The organism is Rivularia sp. PCC 7116, from assembly GCF_000316665.1.
In the GTDB taxonomy this organism is placed as follows: domain Bacteria; phylum Cyanobacteriota; class Cyanobacteriia; order Cyanobacteriales; family Nostocaceae; genus Rivularia.
In genome coordinates, this window is sequence record NC_019678.1 from 5,333,196 (window position 1) to 5,357,316 (window position 24,121).

Sequence of the window (24,121 nt, forward strand, 5' to 3'; positions counted from 1 at the left end):
ATATCTATGTTTTTTGTTATACAATTTCTCTAAATACTATTTAGCTGAAAACTGATAGTTTTAAATAATTGATACCGAAGATAATGTTTGTTTAATTACTTATTAAATTACTAGTACCAAACTTTATTGACAAGCTCGATCCGCATCAGCAACCTAGTTTTTTTGTAAAAATCGGGCTTATTCACGATTGAAATTTGTGCAAATCTTGCGATAAAAAACGGATAATTGAGATTGCAATACTCGTGAATTGGATTAACCCGGTAAAAACAAGAATGCCTCATTCCCCATTGCCAATACTCCATTCCCATTTAAAATAGTTTTTGCGTGTTTATTTAATCGCTATTTTTAATCGGATAATCATAGATATTCCATGCGTATTTCTTTAAATTGGTTGCAAGAGCTTGTAGAGTTACGTTTAAACCCAGAAGAACTAGCAGAAACACTGACAATGGCGGGGTTTGAAGTAGAAGATATTGAGGATCGTCGCACTTGGGCAGATGGTGTTGTAATCGGGAAAGTTGTCGAACGAGAACAACATCCAAATGCTGACAAATTAAGCGTTTGTCAAGTTGATGTCGGGAAGGGCGAAAATTTAAATATCGTCTGCGGTGCTGCTAACGTCCGTGCAGATATATATGTGCCTGTTGCAACAGTAGGTACTTACTTACCGAATAAAGATTTGAAGATTAAACCCGCTAAATTACGCGGGGTACCTTCTCAAGGAATGATTTGTTCTTTGGAGGAGTTGGGTTTACCTACCGATGTAGATGGTATTCATATTTTTTCTGGGGATAACATCCAAATTGGTGATGATGTACGTCCGCTATTAGGTTTGGACGATGTGATTTTAGATGTAACTGCTACGGCAAACCGTGCCGATGCGTTGAGTATGGTGGGGATTGCGCGAGAGGTAGCAGCGATAACTGGGGGTAAACTAAAAATTCCCGATCCAGAAAAAGTTTCTGTTGCTCAAAATGCGGGTAGTTTCAGTATCAAAGTTGATGATACGAAGGCTTGTCCGGCATATATTGGAACAGTGATTGGACAAGTTAAAATAGCTCCTTCTCCGGACTGGTTGCAGCAAAGATTATTGTCTGCTGGAGTTAGACCGATTAGCAATATAGTTGATATTACTAACTATGTAATGTTGGAATGGGGACAGCCATTACACGCATTTGACCTGACGCGACTGCAGAGTATTGCTGCGAGCGAGGATATTAGTATTGGAGTAAGGTTTGCGAATAACGGGGAAAATTTCAAAACCCTGGATGGAAAAAGCCGCAATTTATCAACTCAGAATTTATTAATTACCGTTAATAACAAACCCGTTGCTTTAGCGGGGGTTATGGGTGGAGAAGAAAGCGAAGTCCATGACGGAACAGAAAGTTTAGTTTTAGAAGCAGCTTTATTTGATAATGTTGCTATTCGCCGCTCATCTCGCAGTGTTGGTTTGAGAAGCGAATCTTCCACCAGATACGAACGAGGAGTAAATCACGCCGAGTTAGAAGTTGCTTGTAACCGTGCTTTATCCTTGATAGTTGAAATTGCTGGTGGCACTTTAAAAGCTCAAGAAATCTCCGATACTCGTCCCGATTCAGGTTGGACTCGTTCGATTGAACTGCGTTTAGATAGAGTAAATCAAATACTAGGTCCTGTAGACTTAGGAGAAGAAGAAACTGGAGAAATTAAAGGCGGAGATGTTGAGCGGATTTTAACAGCTTTGGGATGTCGTTTAACTGTTTCTGGTGATGGTACTTGGGCTGTTAACGTACCTGCTTATCGCTATCGCGATTTAGAGCGAGAAATTGATTTAATCGAAGAAATCGCTCGTTTATATGGTTATGACAATCTTTGCGATACTTTACCGGAAAAGCCAGAAGTTGGTTATCTGCCTACAGATCAAGAATTAATTCGCAAGTTAAGAGCTGCATTCCGGGCTATAGGGTTGACGGAATTAATGCATTACTCCTTGGTTAAACCGGGAGAAGACAGGCAGGTGGTATTGAGCAATCCCTTGTTTGCAGAATATTCAGCATTACGAACTGATTTAATATCTGGTTTAATTGATGCATTTCAATACAATATCGAAAAAGGAAACGGCGCGCTTAACGGTTTTGAAATCGGCAAAATTTTCTGGGAAGAAGAAGACGGTTTCCAGGAAGCAGACACCGTAGGAGGAATCATCGGAGGTGATATTACTTCCAGTAAGTGGATGAGCGGAGGTAGTCAGAAATCCATAAGCTGGTTTGAAGCCAAAGGTATTTTAGAAAGCGTCTTTAAAGTCATGGGATTGCAGGTAGAATACCAGCCAGATAGACGCGACGATCGCCTGCATCCGGGGCGTACTGCTTCGCTTTGGGTAGGAGGCAATAGGTTAGGTGTATTTGGGCAAGTGCATCCTCAAATTCGCAGCGAAAAAGACTTACCGGATGATGTTTATGTATTTCAACTAAGTTTAGAAGTACTTTTAGATGCGGTAGACGAAGATGATATACTCACACCTAAATTCAAGTCATTTTCTACCTATCCGCCATCAGATAGAGATATTGCTTTTTTCGCACCCGTTGACTTAACAGTAGCTGACATTGAAAAAGCTATTAATAAAGCCGGTAAAAGTTTATTAGATTCCGTCGAATTATTCGATGAATATCGCGGTGAAAATGTACCCGAAGGACAAAGAAGTTTAGCATTTCGCTTAATTTATCGTTCCCCAGAGCGTACACTTACCGATGCTGATGTTGAACCAGTACATCAGAAAGTTAGAGATAGTTTGGTTGAGAAATTTGGGGTAAGTTTAAGGAGTTAAGAATTAGGAGTTAGGAGTTAGGAGTTGTACGTCGCAATTATAATCCTTTTCGTTTGAATGCAGTGCAGTTTGATACCTCACCCCGCCCATCACGGGCACTCCTCTCCTTATAAAAGAGAGGGGAAAAGCTGAAGTTATGATTTGTATTCTATTCAACTGAAAACTGCTATATTAACCTCTAACCTCTAACCTTTAACCTTTAAACTATTGATAATTATTCATTGAAAAAAATCATGACTAAATACGTAATGTGGGGCAGCTACTGCGAAAACGTTTTAGAAAAACGCGCACCTTATCGACAAGAGCATTTAGATGGATTAAAAAAGCAAAAAGAAGATGGTGTTTTAGTTACTTTAGGTCCTACAAAAGATGCTACAAAAGTTTTTGGTATTTACGAAGCTGAAGATGAAGAAACGGTACGTAAATTAGTTGAAAATGACCCTTATTGGAAAAATGGCATTTGGACTGAGTATTTTGTGAAAGAGTGGGTGCAGGCTTTTTAAAAGGTTCGTAGTTGCGCTTTAGCGCTCAAAATAAAGCGCTAAAGCGCAACTACGAACCAAAATTACTAATAATTCATTTTTTAGTTAATTTAATTTAATATGCATTTTTCCAAGGAGTCTCTTAAATGCCTGCCAAAGATATCTATCATGATATGGTGGTAAATGCTGTTTAAAAAGAAGGTTGGGTAATTACTGACGACCCTTTAAAGCTAAAATGGGGATTAAGAGAACTATTTGTTGATTTAGGAGCAAGTAAACTTCTTGCAGCCCAAAAAGGTGAGCAAAAAATAGCAGTTGAAATCAAAAGTTTCGTGAAAATTTCACCTGTAACGGATTTAGAAGAGGCTTTGGGACAATATATTCTTTACCGAAACATTTTAGAAGAAACTGAACCCTCGCGCAAAATATATTTAGCAATTCGCCAAGCAACATACAGTGAAATTTTTTCTGAACCAATTGGTAATCTAGTCGTACCAAAAAAATCTTTACAATTACTTGTATTTGATTCAGAGAAGGAGGTTGTCGTCAAATGGATAAATTAACTCAATACCGTCACTTAATTGAAAAACTATTGACCGAATATGCTGCAATTCCTTATTCTTATGGTGACTTAAAATATAAGTTAATTATTAGCCAAGATTGTAATAGTTTTGTGCTGATGACTATGGGCTGGGAAAATGGTGCAAGGGTACATGCTTGCTTGATTCATATAGATATTTTAGATGATAAAATTTGGATTCAACGCGATGGAACTGAAGATGGGATAGGTAATGATTTAGTCAAAGCTGGAGTTCCTAAAGATGATATTGTTCCAGGTTTTCATCCTCCAGAACTTAGGAAGTATGTCGAATATGCAGTTGGTTAATGTTGCTTAGTAAAGAAGATTAATTTGTTATTTATTTAAAGAATTCTTATACTACTTGCTTTAGTCATTCCAAGCTCGATAAAAATCCTGATAATTCATTTTCTCGGCACAATACCACAGCAATTTATAACAGTGTTTGGATTCTTCTAAATTATCTGTAATTTCTTCAAAAAAACAATCTTTCAACGATGCAATTAATTTAAACATTTGCTCTTTGTCAATAATCTTTTTTAAATCTTCTGCGGCGTTTTTTCTATCGGAATCTTTTTTTGCTGATTTAACCAGGTTTACTAAAATATCAAAAGCAAGTTGATTATGTGGCTGCAATTTCGCTAAGCTAGAAGCCCTACGTCTTTTACTATCGTCATTTTTCGCAGTTGCAATTCCTTCAATTAAAGCTGCAATTGCTTTTTGGTTATTTCCAGATTTATTTTTTTGTTTTCTGCGTGGAAGTTGATTTTCTTTTTTCGTTTGCTTCTTCAACTCATTGATAGAAGCGAGTTTATTTTCTGGGGAAAGAATTAATAAGTTTTCTGCTGCATATTGTTTCTGCTGTTTATTTGTTGAGGAAGTAATAATTTTTTCTAAAGTTGAAATAGCAATTTTATTTTCTGAATCGCATTTACCGAGGCTAAACGCCGCTTTTCTGCGGATAGATTCTTTTTTGGTTGATTGAATTATATTAGCTAAAGCTGCGATCGCGATAGAATTTCCTGGTTGAATTTTAGATAAACTATCTGCTGCCTGCAAACGAAAATTTTCGTGGTAAAAAGATACGATAATTTTTTCTAACGTCGAAATAGCAATTTTATTTCCCGGATCGAAAAAATTTCCTAAACTATAAGCTGCATTCCAGGTATCGAAATCGCTTTTACTTGATGCGATAAATTCTTCTAAAGCAGTTATTGCACAATTCCTATCGGTTTTTAACAAGCTAACTCGCGCACTTTCCGAAATTGGTGAAGGATATCTCCACCATCTTTTTTCTGTAGGATGAAAATAGCCAAAACGCCATTGAATCAATTGTTTTAAAATTTTTTCGCATAAAGAGCAATCTGCAAATTCGGCAATTCCTTCAGCCGCTAAAAAATAAGCTTGATAGCGATAAAATCCACCACAACCGTCTTCAAATTCGATGAGATATTTGATAAATTCTTCTTTACTTGATTGCGGTATATCATCTCTGCCAAACCATAATAGAATTACTTCTTTCCATTGATACTCGAAGATGGGGAGATTGGGAGAGGGGGAAGAATTTACGAAAAATTGCCAATCGTTTATTGCTAAGGCTGCAAAGTATTCTTGGAAAGTGGGATGGTAAAAGGCGTATACTTTTTCTCCTTGGGTTTCTGATATTCCTACTTGATTGAGCCAGCCTAGTTGAAGCGCTAAATGAAACATACCCTCATCCGGTGCGCCCAATACTTCACATATGAAACGATGCCTAAGACGGAACTTGGTTTTCTCGTTGCCGGTATGCAGAGCCATGCCCGAAGGGTTAAAAGCCATTAATGCGAGTTTGCCTAATGCTTGATTTAACTGCTTTCTCTGGGTTGATGTAGTGGGGAATCTATCTTGTTTCCATTCGTAAATTGCTTCTACAAATTTTTCGTAGAGCATGGCTTTAGTATTGGGTAATCCGCCGCGTCTTAAGCCCCAAATACGACACATTAAAGCTAACCGCAAAGGATTTTTCACGGCATCGCGAATCCTTCGACGTGCGTGTTGTTGTAATTCCGCTTGTAAATTTTCGCCTAATTCTGGATTTTCCCTAAACCAACAATTGATAAACTTGCCCATCAAATCTGAATGGTTGGCATTACCGTAAGTAAAATTTAGGTTGCGGAAAGTCTCAAAATCTTCTAAAGCATTTTTCCCAGCATCCCAAACGTTCAAACGGCAGGTAATAATTACAGATGCATCTGCTACCCAGCCTTTAAGATAATCGGCAATTTTGCTTAAAGCCAAGCTTGACTCAATCGCCATTTCATCAACTGCATCCAGCAACAACCATACCCTTCCTTGGTTAAACTGTTCGCAAAAAGCATCTTCCATTTCTGCTGAAATACGTCGCTTGCGAGTAGCTGCCTTTAACCAATCTTCAATTAAATAATCTTCTAAATTCTTTCCCTGTAAATCAGCTAGAGAAACCCAAATCGGTAAAAATTGGGTATTATCGGCTAACCAGGAGGCAATTTTTTGTAAAAGCGTCGTTTTACCGGCACCAGGTTCGCCTAAAATTGCAATACGATTACTTTCTTTTGATTCCAACTGTTGCAGAAACCTATCTAAAGTCAAAGTTTCGCTAACGTCACCATCTTCCGACTCATATAGCTGCGAACCCTTTCCTGGATGAACATCACCACCACGTCTTTCACGGTGCTTACGTTTCACTAAACCCAAAGGTACGTAAACTTCATCCAGTGCAAAAGTTACACCATCCGCACTTGTGAGGGGATTGGTAGTTAATCGTTTGTGATTATCTGCTTCTAAGCTTTGACGACAAATTTCGTTCCAATTGAGAGAGGGGGGAGAGGGGGGAGAGGGGGAAGAGGGGGTAGAGATTTTAACCGTGTCTCCTTGTTTTACCTTTCGTTTCTCCCATTCACTATCAAATTGTTGTAAATTCGCTTCAGTTTCCCAGCGAGAGTACCAGAGATTTAATGTAAAATGCCAATTTTCCGAACCACCCTTACTAACGCGATTGTCTTCAAGGATTTCGATAAAATCTGTAAATCTTTTGAGTGCCTCTTTAATTTGTTCGGCTTTTAGGATTGTTTCATCATCTTGCAAACCCGTTAATTCTTGCAAAAACCGAACCTTAGTTCTGATAACCAGACGTTTTTCTGTTAACCAGCGAACTTGAATATTAGGACGAATTGCATCAACTACAGCTTCATTACATACATCGAACTCATCGTTAGCATAAGCCAAAATAGCAAACAGCAAACGTTTTGCTCGTTTCTGAACTTGCAAACCATAGCTAACTCTTGCCATAACAGTGAACAGTGAACAGTGAACAGTTATCAGTTAACAGTTTTCACCCAGAGGTGTAGATCGTTAATTATTAAATATTAACTCTTAACTATTCACTCCTATGCTTTTCTAAAATTAACCATCTCTCTTAAACTTCTAACCTCCGCGCTCTCCACGCTCTCTGCGGTTTTTTATTCAATAATCTGGTATAGAACAAGTAACTGTTAACTGTTAACTGCTCACTGCTCACTGCTCACTGCTCACTGTTAACTGTTAACTGTTAACTGTTAATTACTTCTTTAACTACATCATCTATAGGATGCTGTTCGTCATCAAATTCTAAAGATATTTCACACCTAGTCAGCGGAAATGGTTCCAACATTTTGCCATCTTCCCAACTTTCCAATCTCCACCATAGGGTTTGAACTATCATCTCCTTATCATCTACAATTTCAAAAGTTATTTCACCAATGTTATTTAAACCAACAATTTCTGTACCGTGCCCTTTCTTACTCAGATATTCGCGATAGTTTTTTGCCATAGATAAATATTTTTCTACCGCTTCTTTACGATTTTCTCCTGGTAGTGGAGCAATTACAGAAGCAATTTCGGTATTTTCAGTTTCTGGTTTCTCTAATCCTTCATCTTTAGAGGCAAGAAAATCAATTCGATACCACCATTCAGGTTGTGCCGTAATTCCTAACTTGCGAAAACTATTTCTCTCTTTCACCAAATCAATTGTTCCGGGAGTTCCTTTAATTTTCAAAGGAGTTCGTTGAAATAAATCTTCTACAAGCAGACAATTATGACCAATATTTACTTCTTCCCCTTGTTGGTTTTCCCATCCCAAAACTTCTGCTGTTGGTAAATCGCTGTTGACTCTAATAGGAATAAAACCTTGTCTGTGAGCCGAATGACTGCCACCTATGCCCCCAACTTCATTTTTTAACGAGCTACTAGTTAACTGAGCAATTACTAATTCAGAATTTACGGTTTCTGTACTTTCAAAAGGATGTGTTGCACAATATTGCAGCCGCGCACCAAAACTGTAATGAACATCACCCGATAAAAATATTACACGGCTTTTATTATTAGGTAATGCTCTTAACGCCAATCTAGCAATCATTCTTTCAAAAGCAGTTTTATCTAATGACCAAGCTTCTGTATCAAAACCCCAAGCTGCATTACCAATTTTTTCGTAAATACCTTTAGCGATTTTTTGCAGGTTTTCTATATAAGGTACGCCGATAAAAGGACCAGGAGAAATGATAAAACTAACTTTAATATCATCCTGACGGACTTGATTTGTTATTTGTGCGTCGTAACCTTCTTTGCTTATCAAAGCCGGAAAATCAAAATCTTTACCGGGGAATTCCCTCCAAGTACGGGTATCAAGTACGATAACTTCGTAACTCGGAGCATTGACTACATAATGCCAGGTTAACGCTGCATCGGAATGAGGTACTTTTTGCGAGTTTTCTTGAATATCTGCAACCCTGGGTAAACCAACTCGTTGAGCAATATTTTCTTCAAATATTTTATTTGTTCCACCACCAACACTCCAAGCCACAGCAGCCTTAAGTAATTCTTCACCATTGGTATTTTTTTCAAACTGCTCCGGCGTATTACCCCAAGCCTGACAAATCGCACAAGCAAGCATTCCATTTTGCAATATTCTTCTTCCCAGGGGTTTATCGAGAATGCGAGAACACCAAGCCATATTCAAATACCAATCATCGGTGATTTCATGGTCATCGAATATCATATAGGTAGGAATATTAGCTAAAGCACGTCTTACACTTTTGAGAGTTGACCAAAAACTTTTAATATGTTCAACTTCTTCTTCGTAAGCCTTCTTCTCATCATTTTTAGCTTCCCAATGTTCCGAATTTACATCAACAAAATCGGGAAACAATTCAGCATCAACCCATAAAATATCGCTCCAGGCAAATAAATGCATCGCTAAATATTCGCCAAAAGTAAACAGATGACTTTTAGCAATGTTAGTAACTTTACTTAACTTACCAATACTTGCCGTAAAACCAGCTTTATTTGTAGCCAAATTATTACGATTCCCTGGATTTAATTCTTCTAAATTATCCACATCAGGTAATTTTTCCGACCATCCCAAAAGCGTTTCGCCCGCATCCATCAGCATGAAAAGTAATATGTCGGCGACATCATCCGCGTAAATTTGGTCACCAGTTAAAAACAATTGTGCTGGTCGTTTTATTGGTTCTTTTTCTAATGCTTCTTTTATCATTTTATCTACGGTAGCAAGCGCATCAAAACTTTCACCGTGGGGCTTGCGACAAGAACCATGAATAATCCGTACTTCTTTTAAATCCTTTGGAGGTAAACTAAAAGAAGGCAGTTTATATTGAGGATAAGTAATATCTTCAAGGTAACCATTGGTAGTTAATATACCAGGACTGCTAAGTAATTCACCATTGCCAAAATGTAAATCGTAGAGATAAACTTCATCATTTGTAAGTATATTTTGCCTACTCTTAGCAGTAACAGCAACAACGTGTAAATTGATGCCAATTCTTGCCGTAGTTCTAGTACTTTCAAATAAGAAATTATGATTTTTATCAAATATTGTTAAAGTGACATGACGACTTGCTTTTAAAGCCACCCATACAGTTACAGAATCCGGTTCTGTGCGTCTTAAAATTGGTCCAGCAAGAACTAGTGGTAGTTCATCAATACGTTCTCTTAATGGTGTCCATCCCATCTAACTGTTGCCCCATCTACAGCTTCTTATTCTTGTTATAACGGGTTTGGGTTAAGAAGGGATGTTTGATTGGGATTTTTTGGAGATTATTTTTTGGGGGGGGAGGATTTTATATTAGGGGAAAATACTTGGCTACGCAGGAAAAACCGACCTGCGTGGGTTCTTGTAGGGGAGGCAAAAAGCGGTGTAGATTATCTTCCCGCTTTATTGCGGTTGCGTTACGAACGCAAGTTATAACGCACTAAAGCCCTGTTAATGATGGGTTATGCTCGACGATAACACGCGGAGCAATAATGGTAAGATAAATTAGTCATATATTTGAGTAAGACTAATGCAGAAAGTCACAATCACTTTAGAAGATGACATCTTGCAATTTGTAGATTCTCAGTCAAAAGGTAATCGTAGCGCCTATATAAACGCACTTTTAGCAGAATATCGTCGTCGTAATTTAGAATCACAAATGATTACCGCTCTACAAGAGGATGCCCAAGACTCAGAATATCAAGCTGAAATTGCTGCTTGGGATGCTGTTGTAGGAGATGGTATTAATGCCTCAGAATAATTTGACTTATCGACGAGGAGAAATTCGTTGGGTAAAACTCGATCCAATAGTAGGGGCAGAAGCGCAAAAAACACGCCCTTGCTTAATAGTTCAAAATGACATCATGAACCAATATGGGCTATTAACTATTGTTATGCCCTTTCGACCGGGAAGTAAAGAAGCTCCCTACGTCGTAAATGTAAAACCAACTCCTGCAAATGGATTAGATAAAGAGCGTTTTATTGATGTAGGACAAATTCGTGCTGTAGATTATCGTCGTATTTTAGGTTTGGTTGGCGTATTAGAGGAAGAATATTGGGAATCTATTCGCACTGCGTTAAATATAGTTACTGGATTTGGATTATGAATATTGGTTGACTACAGTAAATGCTGTGGAGACGTAGCACTGCTACGTCTCTACATTTGCTGCAATAACCAACGACGAAATAATTCCACAATAATCCGCCATTTTCTCTGCTGCATTTCTTCAATGACATCATGGCGTTTCAAGGTATCAAGTGCTTCTTGTAATATTGCTTCATCAAAACCTTGTTGAGAAACTTCTCCGATTAAATTCTCATAACTCAATCCTTCTGGATGCGGTGCAAGTACCCGAAGTACAGCTTGTTGTCCATCTGCACCCTGCGCTGCTTGACTCCAAACCCCTTCAAAATAATAACGTCCACGCTTAAAAAACTCAGTATTATTGATAACTGCTTCCACATCTTCCACCGTGAAAACTGGGTCGCGCTTTCTTCCTAATTCAAAAACTTGGTCGTTGTAGCGTCGAACCAACACAAAGCCGATTAATTGCACTAAATAAGGTTGCCCGTGGGTGAATTCGTAGATTTTATCTAATGCTTCCGGCTTGTAGTCGAGAAGGAAATCTTCCTCTAGAGACGTTACATCTGGAGACGTCAAATTTAACGTCTCTACATTATTATCTGAAAATTGTACGGGATTAGCTAGAATTTGACGGGTAACAGCACGCTCCATAAAACCCACATGTATGGGAATAACGCTAGCGAAGAAAGGTTGAAAATAATCTGCTGTCATCTCCTCCAAAGTATGCAAACCTGCAAAAGCAAAAGCAACTTGAGAATTCATTTGCAACAATCCCCGCAGATAACCCAGGAAGTTTTGAGGAATTTTTTCTGCTGCAATTAGTTCTTCGATTATCTCAAACTCATCAATGGCGATAATTAAACCTTGTAAAGATGTTTCACGTAAATTCTCTACAACCTGTTTCAAATATCTTTCAAAAGTACGTTCGGGAAGCTTGAGCAATTTATCATCATCTGGAGGTGGAATATTTACTGCTTCCGAAACAGCATCACATATCGCCATCAACACTTCCCCAACTCCCTCGGAAATGTTGCCAGCATTTAACATATTGACGTAAGCTACCCGTACTCCTGAACCTACAGAATTAGCAGCATTTCGTAAAATCGAAGTTTTACCCATCCGCCTGTGACCGTAAATTACCACAGATTGCAATTGCTCACCCATCACCCATAACTCTTCAAGCTGTCTCATCACCTCTTTTCTGCCGACAAATTTTTCCCCCATAACTGGATCGCCGATAATGTAGGGATTACGGACAGGTTGGGTAATGGTGACTTCTCCTACCTCACCAGCAATTTGCAGTAAAGCTTTTTGCCAAGTTTTGGCTATATCAATGATGAGTTCCTGTTCAGCGTATTAATTCCCAGTTAAAGGACTGTTCTGCTACTTGGGAAATGCGATAAATTATTTGCTCATGAGGTATTTTACTAAGTGCATAATTAACCGCATTTACAACAGGAATAAATTGTAGGGTATAAGCAAGTAGCTGATTAACATTATATAAACCACTTTCCCAATCCTGTTGCAGCCATTTTTTTAAGCAAGGAGAAAGGTAAGGTATGGGCAGTGAAGTAATACGTAAAAAAATTAAGCTACATTTTTGTAGATATCGAATATTGAAAGATAAACCAATCAACCAACTTTCAGGATGTATAACAGTTAGGCCCATCGCCAGACCAAAAGCAATGCCCGTTAACAAATTTTCTTCAATGTAGCCAGCCACATAAAAAACTGTGCCTATTCCTATGCAAAAAACTATACTCACAAATAGACTAAAAACTACGATAGAAACTACGGCAACAATTACGCTCGCAACTAAAAGACTAGAAAGCATGCCAAAAAAAATGCCAAGTGCCATGCCATCAAACAATACACTCGTAGTTTCTACAAATCCTCCTAAACCAACGAATACGCCCGTTACAACGCTGAAAATTACCCCCTTTGACACGCCAAAAAACAGACCGAAAGTAATACCAGAAGCTACTCCAACAGCTATGCCAAAACCCACGCCACTCCAAACAATAGAAACACTTATGGACTGCAAAATTCCACTGATAACCAGTGATGTAATAATTGTTAATAGCAACCCTTGAAGAAACAAATTACGCTGAACGATATTTTCTTGAAGCAATTTCCACCCCTTCCACCAATTCATTTCTCCCTGAGGAATATACCCACCCCCAAAAGAATCTAAATACCACCGCAAAGCTTGAGGAAAATAAAACACCCAGTACAACAGACGCAGATAATCTAAAGGATTCCACAATGAAAGGGGGCGTTTGAGTTTTGGTGCTAAATCTAGACGGGGTACGGGGGTTTCTTGCGTCATTTTTGGTTTTCCGGTATTTGATCTAATCAACCACACTGCCCTTATGTCGCCGTCACCCTAGAAGGGTGCGGCTACTCCTACCAAGTCCACCTGCGTGGACTGAGAAAATCATTCTTCCCAGCCTGCGTAGGCAGGCTTTGCTTCTGTAGCTCCAGGCTTTAGCCTGAGAGCGGTTATGTAAATTTCAATTCTCCATATACCGCCCATAAATTCGATAACACATTTGCATTATTTCCTTGGGATAACCACCGCAGCTTGTGATGATTTGCGTAATTTCTAATTCTGTAAACTGAATCGGATTATTCTCCAATCGATAACTTATAAAATCGCGAACAGTAGCTTCATCCCACAATTTAATCTCTTCCTCAAGACAAATATTTTGAAACGGCGAAACCATCCCAATTTCATTACTATCGGGAAAAAGTTGATCTAAAGAAGTAGAAGCAGCGACAACCAAACGCAAAGGAGCATCATGTCCATTCGCCAATCCTCGTAATTGTCCCCTTACCTGATTTGTAAAACCATCCCAAGTCATTTTTTCGATTTCATCAAGTAAAAGCAGCAATTGGGGACGTTGTTTTTGTAAAGCCCTTGTTAAACGAATTCCTTTACAATCTTCTATTCCAACTTCAGAACATAAAGCATAGTAAAAATCATCCTCGTCATAAACTTGGCTCATATCCAAATAAATTGGTTTACGAGGCGGAATTAATTTTGTTTCTGCTTGTTGAGAAATAGCCCAAAGTAACGAAGATTTACCAATTTCTCTGGCACCAATCAGCGCTACACTGCTTCCACTATTGAGCGTCTCAAATATCCGATTGAGTTCTTTTTCTCTACCAAATAATTTTTGAAAATTTTTGACTATCCCACTCCTGGGAACGAAGGGATTAGGAATGATTTTGTCAACTTTTGGCTGTTGAGAAGGAACTAAGGGTTTTTTTTACATACAAAACAGGTTTTAGATGCTCTGCAATGCCTTGGAGTTGAATTTCTACACAGCCAAACTTGTACGCTTCTGCAATACTACGATTTGCAGCTAAAGCTTTGTAAAAACCAACTGCAAACGCAATCGCTGCTTTGTCCCCAATTGCATCATTCATTCCAATTACATAGGGAATATGTTCGGCGATCGCATGAGCTTGAATCTCAGAATAGCAGGCATTTAATAGCACGCAATTTACTTGCCCTACTAACAACTCAAACATTGCCGCTAAAGCATCAGCCTCTACAGCTTGAATTTGACCTAATTCATTCTCAAAACAAAGCTCACCTTGATTCGTACCGTGCCCAGAAAAATGTATAATCTGCGGTTCAACATCAAATATTGTCTGTGTAATATCCCCAACCCTGACAGACTCTCGCTGTTCTAGCTGATACTTTCCCCGCTCCTTAGCAATTTGCAGCCTTTCTTTAATATCTCGCAACTCTTGCCCCAAACGCAGCCGAGAAGCATCACTTGGATCGGCTGCTAAAAATAGTATTTTTACCGGAATATCGCTATTCATTCAGGCAAAAGTCTGAGTTTAATTACTGAAAAATATAACATTATTCTATTTTCTTCGAGTAGATGAATGTAGTTAAAATAATTTCACTGATTGCACTCAATCGCCCTCATTCTACAAGAATGGGGCTATTGGAGCCAAGCCCACCTTCGTGGGCTTCGTAAATGTAGCCCCAGGCTTCCAGGCTGCGGGCGATTATTTTAATATATAAAAAAGGTGCGTTACGCTCCGCGATAACACACCCTACGATTACCAATTACCTAATACCGAATCCTCGGATCTACATAAGCATTCAAAATATCAATCAAAATACTCGCACCAACAACAATTGTCCCGAAAAATATCATAATCCCCTGCACCGTGGGATAATCCCTTTCGCTAATTCCTTGAAACAACCGATTAGCTAATCCCGGCCATGAAAATGTTACTTCGGTTAATACTGCACCACCAAGCAAAGATGCAAAGGTTAATCCCAACACGGTAATTACCGGAATCAATGCATTTCTCAAAGCGTGGGAAAACAAAATCTTTCTTTCCTGAATTCCTCTTGCTCTTGCTGCTTCCACATAATCCGATTGCATGGTTTGCTGTAAGTTTACCCGCACAATTCGCTCGAAAATACCGCTAAGCAAGATTCCCAATGTACAACAAGGCAATATCAGATATCGCATTGCTGTGAAAAACTGACCAAAATTAAAGCTTAAAAGACTATCTATTGTATATAACCCAGTCAAACCTTCTGGAGAACTCATAGTTGCCGGAAATCTTGTTCCTAAAGGAAACCAACCCAACCATACAGCGAATATCAACTGGAGTATCATTCCTGCCCAAAACATCGGCAAAGCGTAAGTAATAGTACCGAACAACCTGCCGCCTAAATCCAGTGCCGTACCGGGACGAGAAGCCGAAATTGTACCAACACCAATACCAACAACCAGAGCAACAATAATCGCAAATATTGCTAATTCTGCCGTAGCTGGAAAGTATTGCCAAATAATCTCCCAAACTTTCTGTCCGCGACTAGTTGTAGATTCGCCCATATCGAAGACAAGCAATTTACCCAAATAATTAAAATACTGCAACCACAAAGGTAAATCTAAACCCAACTGCGTCCGTAATTCTTCCTTAGCGCTTTCCGGCGCACGTCCACCCAAAATAGCATCAACGGGGTCACCAGGAGTAGCTCTAAGTAACAGAAAAACTATCGTAATAATAGTCAGAATTTGCAGCGGAGCCAGCAACAAACGAGTCGTAACGTAATACGCTAAAGCTTTTGAACGGGACATATAATTTTAGATTTTGAATTTAAAGCGAGAAGTTAAGAGTTAAGAATTAGTTATGACTTATTAATTATCAGTGTAATCAGTGTCATCCATTTAATCCGCGTTCTTCTTTCTTAATATTCCGATATATCAAATTCTGAGTAGCATCTAATCCTACGCCGGTAATTCCATTTTGAGCAAATACGTAATCCTTACTTTGCCACAAAGGAACGTAAGGTACTTCCGAAGCTAATATTTCTTGGATTTGTGCAAATATTTGTTCGCGTTTTTCGGGGTTTTGTTCTTCGCGCTGTTTTCCAATTAGCTCGTTCATACGTTCGCTATAGAAAAATGAGCCTTGACTTTGGCTTCCTCCTTTTTCACATCCTTTCTCTGACGAACCTGTTTCACAAGATAAAAATGGTTGAATGTAATTGTCTGCATCTAAAAAGTCGGGATACCAATCAAGTAAAAATGATGGATATAAACCTTCGCCAATGTTTTTGAAAGCGGATGTAGATTCAACAGTATTCACATCAAATACCAACATTCCATCCATTGTTTTCTTTGCAAGTGCTTTCAAAACCAAAGCTGTTAAACTGCGAGGTGCTGAACTTGAAGGATACCAAACTTCTACTACAGCGGGATTATCTTCAGAAAAACCTGCTTTTTTCAACAACTCTTTTGCCTTTTCGACATTACCTTCACCGTATTTTTGTTTAAATACTGGTTTATAAACATCAAAGGTTGTCGGAATCATACTATAAACTTCTTCTGCTTGACCGTATAATACTCTGTCATATATCAATTTACGGTCAATCATCGCGGCGATCGCCTGTCTAACTTCTACTTTATCTAAAGGTTTCTGGTTACGATTTAGCGTTAAATAACTAACAACGCTACCTTCGTTGGGAATTGCCAACCATTTACCTTCTTTGGACATTTTCTCCAAACTGGTAATTTGATCTGGATCTAAACTCACATAAGCAATATCTACGCCTTTTTTACGGAAGCCGTTGTACAAATTCACTCCACTGCTAAGAATTTGCACGTTTACACCATTATTCGCAGGTTTTTCTCCCCAATATTTCTCAAATACGTCAAATGTTAGCGAATCTGTGCCAAATTTAGTTAATTTATAAGGTCCAGTTCCAATAAATTTATTTGGTTCAAACTTCCCCTCACCTATTTCATAAGCTTGAGGAGAAACAGCAGGAACTCCACTAAAAGCCAGCAATGAAGTAAAAGCCGCAAAAGGTTGTTTTAATTTAATTGTTAATTCATAATCACCCGTAGCTTTGACTGAGTCTACGCTATCGGAAAGTAAAAAAGATGGTTTACCTTTATTTTCAATAAACCGACGCAAACTAAACTCCATTGCTTTCGCATCAAATTTAGCATCATCATGGAACACCACACCTTTGCGAATGGGAATAGTATAAGTCAAACCATCATCGCTAATATTAGGTAACGCCGTAGCTAGTTCCGGCTTGAGTTCTGTACTTCCCGGCTCGTAAGTGTAAAGGCGATCGCTCATGTTGTAAACCAACGACAGCGAAGACAATTCGTAAGCATCAGCAGGATCGAGAGTACGCGGCTTAGCTGTAGTTCCGATAGTAATCCGACCATTTCCAGAAGCAGAAGCAGACGGATTTGAAACTTGACTGCTAGCACAACTAGAAACCAATAATACACACATACACAACAGGGAGAATACTAATCGAATTCGCCCCCACCGTCTTACAGATAAGGAAAACAGACTCATAGCATCATTAAGTTAGTAAACTTAGTAAGTAAAAATAAGCGGTGAGATATTTTACTATATGTTTAACAATATCTCTACGTTATTTAGATTAAAAACTAAAACAGCGAGGAATAACGAGTAATTATTCATTTATTTTTTCTCTTTGTTTACTTATCCCTTATTCTCCCTAATTAAATTTTTTCAATAAAAAATATTAAAAGCAAAGAAATTTATCTTAAACTACCAATTTAGTGACAAGAGGTTTGATAAGCTTTTCTCGGGTCTTAAGTTCCTATTAATGTTGAACGAGCAGCAGTTAATAGGTCGTTTCGTCAGCTAAATAGGTTTATAGGTGCTTTCTTAATACTAGGTTCTAAGAAACAAAGGTAGGGATTCTCTTTAACCTTTGAACTTTGACCTTTGACCTGTTATGAAACTCTTTATCAGGATATTAAACGTGAAATATTTTTTCTTGTCCGATGGTTGGAAAGTTGGAAGGGTATGGGCTTTTGATGGGCTTTGGCAAGTATCAGCATGGCGACGGCATCCAGAAATTGAACGATTAAATCTTTGTTTGGTGGAAGAGAACCAAGTGATGTGGCTTTATCAGGTAGAAGAAGCTATTGTCACTGTGGAAGTTCAACCAGCATTATCTGCTTCACGAGAAATGCCACCTCAAAACATAGGGCAAGTAGTTCTAAAGCGTTTGATTAGCGCCGAACAAGTAATCGAACGTTTGGGAAATGCTTCTGCTAAATGCCAACTGCAAGATATGCATTCAGTTGTAAAGTAACGTCGCTCTGTGCCCTAAATTTTTAATTTTAGTTGATACCCCATCAATATCTTCGTTGTTTGCTTTTTCGCATCTAACGAAGACCTATCAAACTAATTTTAGAAGCTGAATACCTTTTAGATACCAAGGATTGAAATTTTCCAATGCAAATTCTCTAACTATTGCATCCTGCACGTCAGGCTCACGCTTATCTAGTCCCAACTACTTTGTGGAGGGTTGCAAACTGAATCCGTAACTCTTCAAAGTTTGATTGCTCTGCTTGATTCTAATTTACAGAAACAATCGCTTCGATCTGTAAGTTAGCTGAAAAAATTTGAACTCGAACAGAAGATTTTGCGATCGCTAGTTATTGCTGTCTTAAGATACAACTAGCCTAAGTAATAATACTTAGCAACATAGCAGTTAAGAAAAATTGCTTTTTTGCGAGATATGTAACGGAAATTAGCACTTCTACAGGCTGTATCAACTCATATTAAGAATTATTTTTAAGTACTATCTTCTAAGCTGGTGTTACCACATATCCTTGTCAAGGCTGCTGTTAACACTCTTGCAAACAGTTCCATCAATAGTTACACTTTTTAAAACATTCTCATTTTTACATGGCAATTTTGACCTTGGTGAAAGTTATTCGCTCACAGGTTGTGCCATGTTCAAAGACTGCGTTTCTTTTTTCTTAAGATACGCTTAATGCAAAAATCAAAATTTGCTAATAACAAAAACTCATTCCGAAATTGTTTGTAAACATAATTCATCGAGGAGGAGCGTAGTCGATGGGACTACCTTGGTACCGAGTACATACAGTCGTTCTGAACGATCCAGGACGACTTATTTCTGTACATTTAATGCACACAGCCTTAGTCGCAGGCTGGGCTGGTTCGATGGCTTTATACGAACTAGCTATTTTTGATCCTTCAGACCCCGTACTAAACCCAATGTGGCGGCAGGGAATGTTTGTACTTCCCTTTATGGCACGTTTAGGTGTTGTCGAATCTTGGGGTGGTTGGAGTGTTACTGGCAATCCTACTGGCGATCCTGGTTTTTGGTCATTTGAAGGTGTAGCAGCAGCTCACATCGTTCTTTCTGGTTTATTATTCTTAGCTGCCGTATGGCACTGGGTTTATTGGGATTTGGAATTGTTCCAAGATCCTCGCACCGGCGAACCTGCATTGGATTTACCAAAAATGTTTGGTATCCACCTTTTCTTATCTGGTCTTCTTTGCTTTGGTTTTGGTGCTTTCCACTTAACCGGCTTATTTGGCCCAGGAATGTGGATTTCTGACCCCTATGGATTAACGGGTCATATAGAAGCAGTAGCACCGGAATGGGGACCGGCAGGTTTTAACCCATTCAATCCTGGTGGAGTAGTAGCTCACCACATCGCTGCTGGTATTGTCGGAATTATTGCTGGTTTGTTCCACTTGACTGTACGACCTCCCGAAAGGCTTTATAAAGCCCTACGGATGGGTAACATCGAAACCGTACTATCGAGTTCTATTGCAGCAGTGTTTTTTGCAGCGTTCGTAGTTGCCGGTACCATGTGGTACGGTAGCGCAACCACTCCTGTAGAATTGTTCGGTCCTACTCGTTATCAATGGGATCAAAATTACTACCACCAGGAAATTGACCGTCGCGTCCAAGCTAGTCTTGCTTCCGGTGAAACTGTAGAACAAGCTTGGTCGGAAATACCTGAAAAACTGGCTTTCTATGACTACGTAGGTAATAGCCCCGCTAAAGGTGGTTTATTCCGTACAGGTCAGATGAATAAGGGTTCGGGTATTGCGGTTTCTTGGTTGGGACACCCAGTATTCAAAGATGGTGAAGGTCGCGTTCTTGACGTGCGTCGTCTTCCTAACTTCTTTGAAACATTCCCCGTAATTCTCACCGATGCTGATGGTGTTGTCCGTGCTGACATCCCGTTCCGTCGTGCAGAATCTAAATACAGTTTCGAGCAAACTGGTGTAACAGCTACCGTTTACGGTGGAGACTTAAACGGTCAAACCTTTACCGATCCTGTAAAAGTTAAGGAATTAGCTCGTAAAGCTCAATTGGGCGAACCTTTTGACTTTGATACTGAAACCTTAAATTCTGACGGTGTATTCCGTACCAGTCCTAGAGGTTGGTTTACATACGGACATGCCGTATTCGCTTTATTGTTCTTCTTCGGTCATATCTGGCACGGTTCTCGGACAATTTACCGAGATGTATTTGCTGGTGTTGATGCTGACTTGGAAGAGCAAGTGGAATGGGGTAGATTCGCCAAAGTGGGCGACAAATCTACTCGTACTACAAGAGAAACCGCTTAATTGCATTTTAAGTACTTCTAAGTAAAGAAGTGTTAAGAATGGTCGCGAAATAAAACTAAAACTCATAATTAGCTTATTTGCGCGACCATTATCTCCTGTAGCTTGGTAAACTGATATTGCAGGCTAGTAGTCAGCAGGAATTAAGGATATGGAAGCAGTTGCATACATTTTAGTTTTAACGTTAGCGATTGGCACTATCTTTTTCGCGATCGCTTTCCGCGAACCTCCTCGGATTGAAAACAAAGAGGAAAAGTAGAATAAAATGAAGGTTAATGCCAGAGCTTTTGGCAAAATATAGATTTTGATTAACCGTTGCTACCGATATTAAAAAGATAGCAGCGGTTATTTCTGTATTACTTTGATTACCGCGATAGCGATGAGGAGATAATTACAAGCCGATAACTCCTAACTCTCTACCTACTTGAAAATTATTTTTCTCCCCACTCTCCCCCCTCTCCTTCCTGTGATTTAATAGGTAATCTTCTAATGGGAGCGCAGTAACTCCAAAATTGAGTTTACTGTTGAGATTACACAAAGTATTAAAACTTTGATATAATCTATAATCTGAAAGTTGATGTGTGTTTAATCGGCTTTTCTGCGCTAGGATAATATTGCATACAAGTGTGGACTGCCAAAACGAGGCGATTGGATATACATCGCTAGGAGGCAAAAATTTTACGGAGAATAAAACCAGGAAACATAAAGCATGGTAAATGTCAATCAGAAACCAACCAATGATATTGGGTTTACACACGACGATTTCGCGGCTTTACTTGATAAGTACGATTATCACTTCAGCCCAGGGGATATAGTACCAGGAACAGTTTTTAGTTTAGAACCGCGCGGCGCTCTGATTGACATTGGTGCTAAAACGGCGGCATATATACCTATACAAGAAATGTCAATTAACCGGGTGGATAACCCGGAAGAAGTATTACAATCTAACGAAACGCGGGAATTTTACATTCTTAGTGATGAGAATGAAGAAGGACAGCTAACTCTTTCTATTCGCCGTATTGAGTATATGCGGGCTTGGGAAAGGGTACGCCAATTACAAACAGAGGATGCCACCGTGCGTTCGGGCGTATTCGCAACCAACCGTGGTGGTGCACTAGTGCGAATTGAAGGATTGCGTGGCTTTATTCCCGGTTCTCATATAAGTACTCGTAAGCCAAAAGAAGACTTGGTAGGTGAAGAGCTACCATTAAAATTCTTAGAAGTAGACGAAGAACGCAACCGGCTTGTATTGTCTCATCGACGGGCACTAGTTGAACGTAAGATGAACCGTTTGGAAGTAGGCGAAGTTGTAATTGGTACAGTTCGCGGTATCAAGCCTTACGGTGCCTTCATCGATATTGGTGGTGTCAGCGGTTTGCTACACATTTCCGAAATTTCTCACGAACATATTGATACACCCCACAGCGTGTTCAATGTCAATGATGAATTGAAGGTAATGATTATTGACTTGGATGCAGAAAGAGGTAGAATTTCACTTTCTACCAAGCAGCTTGAACCAGAACCTGGTGACATGATCAAGAACCGTGATGCGGTATTTGATAAAGCAGAAGAAATGGCTGCTAAATTCCGCGAGCAGTTATTAGCCAAGGAACAGGGTATTACTCCTGAAGCTGCACCTGCTGAGGAAGTTCCAGCAGCAACTGAAGAAGCAACCGCAGAAGAAGCATCTTCTCCAGTAGTTGAAGAAGCAGCACCTGCAGAAACTGAAGCTCAAGTACAGGAAGCACCTGCAGAAGCAGAAGTTCAAGCAGAGGAAGCGCCAGTGGAAGCTGAAGCTCAAGCGGAGGAAGCGCCAGTGGAAGCTGAAGCTCAAGCGGAGGAAGCGCCAGTGGAAGCTGAAGCTCAAGCGGAGGAAGCGCCAGTGGAAACTGAAGCTCAAGCAGAGGAAGCGCCAGCGGAAACTGAAGCTCAAGCAGAGGAAGCACCCGCAGAAACTGAAGTTCAATCAGAAGCACCCGCAGAAACTGAAGTTCAAAATGAAACTCAAGAGGAAGTTGCAGCGACTGTCGAAGAATAATGAATCTATCATTATAGACATTTATAACGCTTATAACAGTTTAGAGTTTTGCAAATATTTAAAGAGGGGAAACCCTCTTTTTTTATTGGGTTCGTAGTAGCGCTTTAGCGCATCCGCCTTCGGAATTTGGATGCGCTAAAGCGCTACTACAAACCCTCAAATATTAACGTAGTGGAAAATAGTCCGAAGAGAAATATTATTCACTTACTACTTACTAGTTTCTACTCCCTTAATTCAAATCAACCAACTGCGATTCAATATCAGAAGAATTTAAATCCTTGCCAATAAAAACCAAACGAGTTTGTCTCGTTTCTTCAGGTTTCCAAGCCCTATCGTAAAATTGTTCAAAGCGATTTCCTACACCTTGCATTACTAAGCGCATGGGTTTATCAGCTACAGAAACAAAACCTTTAACGCGAAAAATTTCTTGCTGCTGTACTAGATTTTGTAATTGCTGCTTCAGCTTCAAAGGCTCAAAAGTACGATCTAAAACTAGGTGATGAGAAGTTATTTCATCATCATGTTCGTGTTCCTCTTCAGTGTCGTGATGGGAAGGGCGTTTATCTAAATTGTCTTCTACGGCAGCTTGTAAACCTAATAGTACAGAAGAATCAACTTCACTTTGATGACTTTCAACAATTTTCACAACCCGAGGTAATTCTTCTTTGACTAAATTTTTGACTTCAGCCAAAGTTTCTTGATTCACCAAATCAGTTTTATTCAGTACTACCAAATCAGCACAAGCGAGTTGATCTTCAAATAATTCTTGTAATGGTGTTTCATGCTCTAAACTATCGTCTGCTTGGCGCTGTGATTCTATCGCTTCTAAGTCACTAGCAAAAGTACCGTTAGCAACCGCTTCGCTATCTACCACGGTAATTACAGAATCTACCGTAGCAGCATTGCGAATTTCTTGCCAGCGAAAAGCTTTTACTAAAGGTTTTGGTAAAGCTAAACCAGAAGTTTCAATCAAAATGCAGTCGATACTGTCTCGTCGTTTAATTAACTGCTGCATCGTCGGTAAAAACTCTTCTTGAACCGTACAGCAAAGACAACCGTTGGTTAATTCGTAGATATTATTATCATTATTATCGCCGCTTTCCTCTTCCGGGCAAATTTGACACGATTCTAATAATTCCCCATCAATACCAAGTTCGCCAAACTCGTTGACTATAACAGCGATGCGTCTTCCTTGATTATTTTGCAGTAAATTACGAATTAAAGTAGTTTTTCCACTACCTAAAAAACCAGTGATCACAGTAACGGGGATTTTTGCAGCCATGTGTATAAAAAGCTTTGTGTATCTATGTTTCGAGGGTTTGGGGTATTGAAGATCGATTTTGTTATTTTACGATGAAAGGGTATCTGAGATAGCAA

The 24,121-nt window shown here is 39.2% G+C and carries 17 protein-coding genes and 2 pseudogenes; 10 read left to right on the plus strand and 9 right to left on the minus strand.

Annotated features, from left to right (window positions below):
* Nucleotides 1-370: 370 nt before the first annotated feature.
* The 4 genes and pseudogenes from pheT (at nt 371) to RIV7116_RS20615 (ending at nt 4,174) form a co-directional block, all read left to right on the plus strand.
* A complete protein-coding gene (pheT, locus tag RIV7116_RS20600; RefSeq protein ID WP_015120247.1) occupies nt 371-2,806 on the plus strand; it encodes a phenylalanine--tRNA ligase subunit beta in 2,436 nt (811 codons plus the stop codon).
* 233 nt (nt 2,807-3,039) lie between these two features.
* Entirely contained in the window at nt 3,040-3,309 is a 270-nt protein-coding gene (locus tag RIV7116_RS20605) for a YciI family protein (protein WP_015120248.1), read from the plus strand.
* A 185-nt stretch (nt 3,310-3,494) separates the two neighbouring features.
* Nucleotides 3,495-3,851 (plus strand): annotated as a pseudogene (locus RIV7116_RS20610) (element excision factor XisH family protein); the annotation flags it as partial.
* Nucleotides 3,839-4,174, plus strand: a complete 336-nt coding sequence (locus RIV7116_RS20615; RefSeq protein ID WP_015120249.1) for a XisI protein — start codon at nt 3,839-3,841, stop codon at nt 4,172-4,174. The pseudogene RIV7116_RS20610 and the gene RIV7116_RS20615, both read left to right, overlap by 13 nt.
* Nucleotides 4,175-4,234: 60 nt before the next feature.
* Here RIV7116_RS20615 and RIV7116_RS20620 read toward each other — a convergent pair whose 3' ends face one another.
* Together RIV7116_RS20620 and RIV7116_RS20625 are read right to left on the minus strand one after the other, a co-directional pair.
* Nucleotides 4,235-7,171, minus strand: a complete 2,937-nt coding sequence (locus RIV7116_RS20620; RefSeq protein ID WP_015120250.1) for an NACHT domain-containing protein — start codon at nt 7,169-7,171, stop codon at nt 4,235-4,237.
* Nucleotides 7,172-7,430: 259 nt separating this feature from the next.
* Entirely contained in the window at nt 7,431-9,887 is a 2,457-nt protein-coding gene (locus tag RIV7116_RS20625; RefSeq protein ID WP_015120251.1) for a hypothetical protein, read from the minus strand.
* 331 nt (nt 9,888-10,218) lie between these two features.
* Here RIV7116_RS20625 and RIV7116_RS20630 point away from each other — a divergent pair, with 331 nt between their 5' ends.
* On the plus strand, nt 10,219-10,449 hold the full coding sequence (locus tag RIV7116_RS20630) for a hypothetical protein (RefSeq protein ID WP_015120252.1): 231 nt from the start codon (nt 10,219-10,221) through the stop codon (nt 10,447-10,449).
* Nucleotides 10,436-10,795, plus strand: a complete 360-nt coding sequence (locus RIV7116_RS20635) for a type II toxin-antitoxin system PemK/MazF family toxin (protein WP_015120253.1) — start codon at nt 10,436-10,438, stop codon at nt 10,793-10,795. Before RIV7116_RS20630 ends, RIV7116_RS20635 begins: the two co-directional genes overlap by 14 nt.
* 50 nt (nt 10,796-10,845) lie before the next feature.
* On the opposite strand, the gene RIV7116_RS37055 is transcribed toward RIV7116_RS20635, so the two are convergent.
* The 6 genes from RIV7116_RS37055 to RIV7116_RS20660 all read right to left on the minus strand — a co-directional run bounded on the left by RIV7116_RS37055 (nt 10,846) and on the right by RIV7116_RS20660 (nt 17,634).
* Entirely contained in the window at nt 10,846-11,997 is a 1,152-nt protein-coding gene (locus tag RIV7116_RS37055; protein ID WP_015120254.1) for an ATP-binding protein, read from the minus strand.
* A 124-nt stretch (nt 11,998-12,121) separates the two neighbouring features.
* The gene (locus RIV7116_RS37060; RefSeq protein ID WP_232435713.1) at nt 12,122-12,928 is read right to left on the minus strand and encodes a hypothetical protein; all 807 of its coding nucleotides are present in this window, start codon (nt 12,926-12,928) and stop codon (nt 12,122-12,124) included.
* 358 nt (nt 12,929-13,286) lie between these two features.
* A complete protein-coding gene (locus RIV7116_RS20645) occupies nt 13,287-14,003 on the minus strand; it encodes an AAA family ATPase (protein ID WP_371261657.1) in 717 nt (238 codons plus the stop codon).
* A gap of 4 nt (nt 14,004-14,007) precedes the next feature.
* Nucleotides 14,008-14,610 (minus strand): CHAT domain-containing protein, encoded by a 603-nt coding sequence (locus tag RIV7116_RS20650; protein WP_044291077.1) that lies wholly within the window; start codon nt 14,608-14,610, stop codon nt 14,008-14,010.
* A gap of 257 nt (nt 14,611-14,867) precedes the next feature.
* Nucleotides 14,868-15,893, minus strand: coding sequence for an ABC transporter permease (locus RIV7116_RS20655; RefSeq protein ID WP_015120257.1), 1,026 nt, complete (start codon nt 15,891-15,893; stop codon nt 14,868-14,870).
* 82 nt (nt 15,894-15,975) lie between these two features.
* Complete coding sequence (locus RIV7116_RS20660) at nt 15,976-17,634, minus strand: ABC transporter substrate-binding protein (protein WP_015120258.1); 1,659 nt, start codon at nt 17,632-17,634, stop codon at nt 15,976-15,978.
* A gap of 436 nt (nt 17,635-18,070) precedes the next feature.
* On the opposite strand from RIV7116_RS20660, the gene RIV7116_RS20665 reads away from it, so the two are divergent.
* The 4 genes and pseudogenes from RIV7116_RS20665 to RIV7116_RS20680 all read left to right on the plus strand — a co-directional run.
* Nucleotides 18,071-18,406, plus strand: coding sequence for a hypothetical protein (locus RIV7116_RS20665; RefSeq protein ID WP_044291079.1), 336 nt, complete (start codon nt 18,071-18,073; stop codon nt 18,404-18,406).
* Nucleotides 18,407-19,176: 770 nt separating this feature from the next.
* Nucleotides 19,177-20,709, plus strand: a complete 1,533-nt coding sequence (gene psbB / locus RIV7116_RS20670; RefSeq protein ID WP_015120260.1) for a photosystem II chlorophyll-binding protein CP47 — start codon at nt 19,177-19,179, stop codon at nt 20,707-20,709.
* Nucleotides 20,710-20,857: 148 nt separating this feature from the next.
* The gene (locus RIV7116_RS20675) at nt 20,858-20,965 is read left to right on the plus strand and encodes a photosystem II reaction center protein T (RefSeq protein WP_015120261.1); all 108 of its coding nucleotides are present in this window, start codon (nt 20,858-20,860) and stop codon (nt 20,963-20,965) included.
* A gap of 450 nt (nt 20,966-21,415) precedes the next feature.
* A pseudogene (locus tag RIV7116_RS20680) lies at nt 21,416-22,468 on the plus strand (30S ribosomal protein S1); the annotation flags it as partial.
* 505 nt (nt 22,469-22,973) lie between these two features.
* Here the strand turns inward: RIV7116_RS20680 and cobW are convergent.
* Nucleotides 22,974-24,026 (minus strand): cobalamin biosynthesis protein CobW, encoded by a 1,053-nt coding sequence (cobW, locus tag RIV7116_RS20685; RefSeq protein ID WP_015120263.1) that lies wholly within the window; start codon nt 24,024-24,026, stop codon nt 22,974-22,976.
* Nucleotides 24,027-24,121 lie beyond the last annotated feature (95 nt).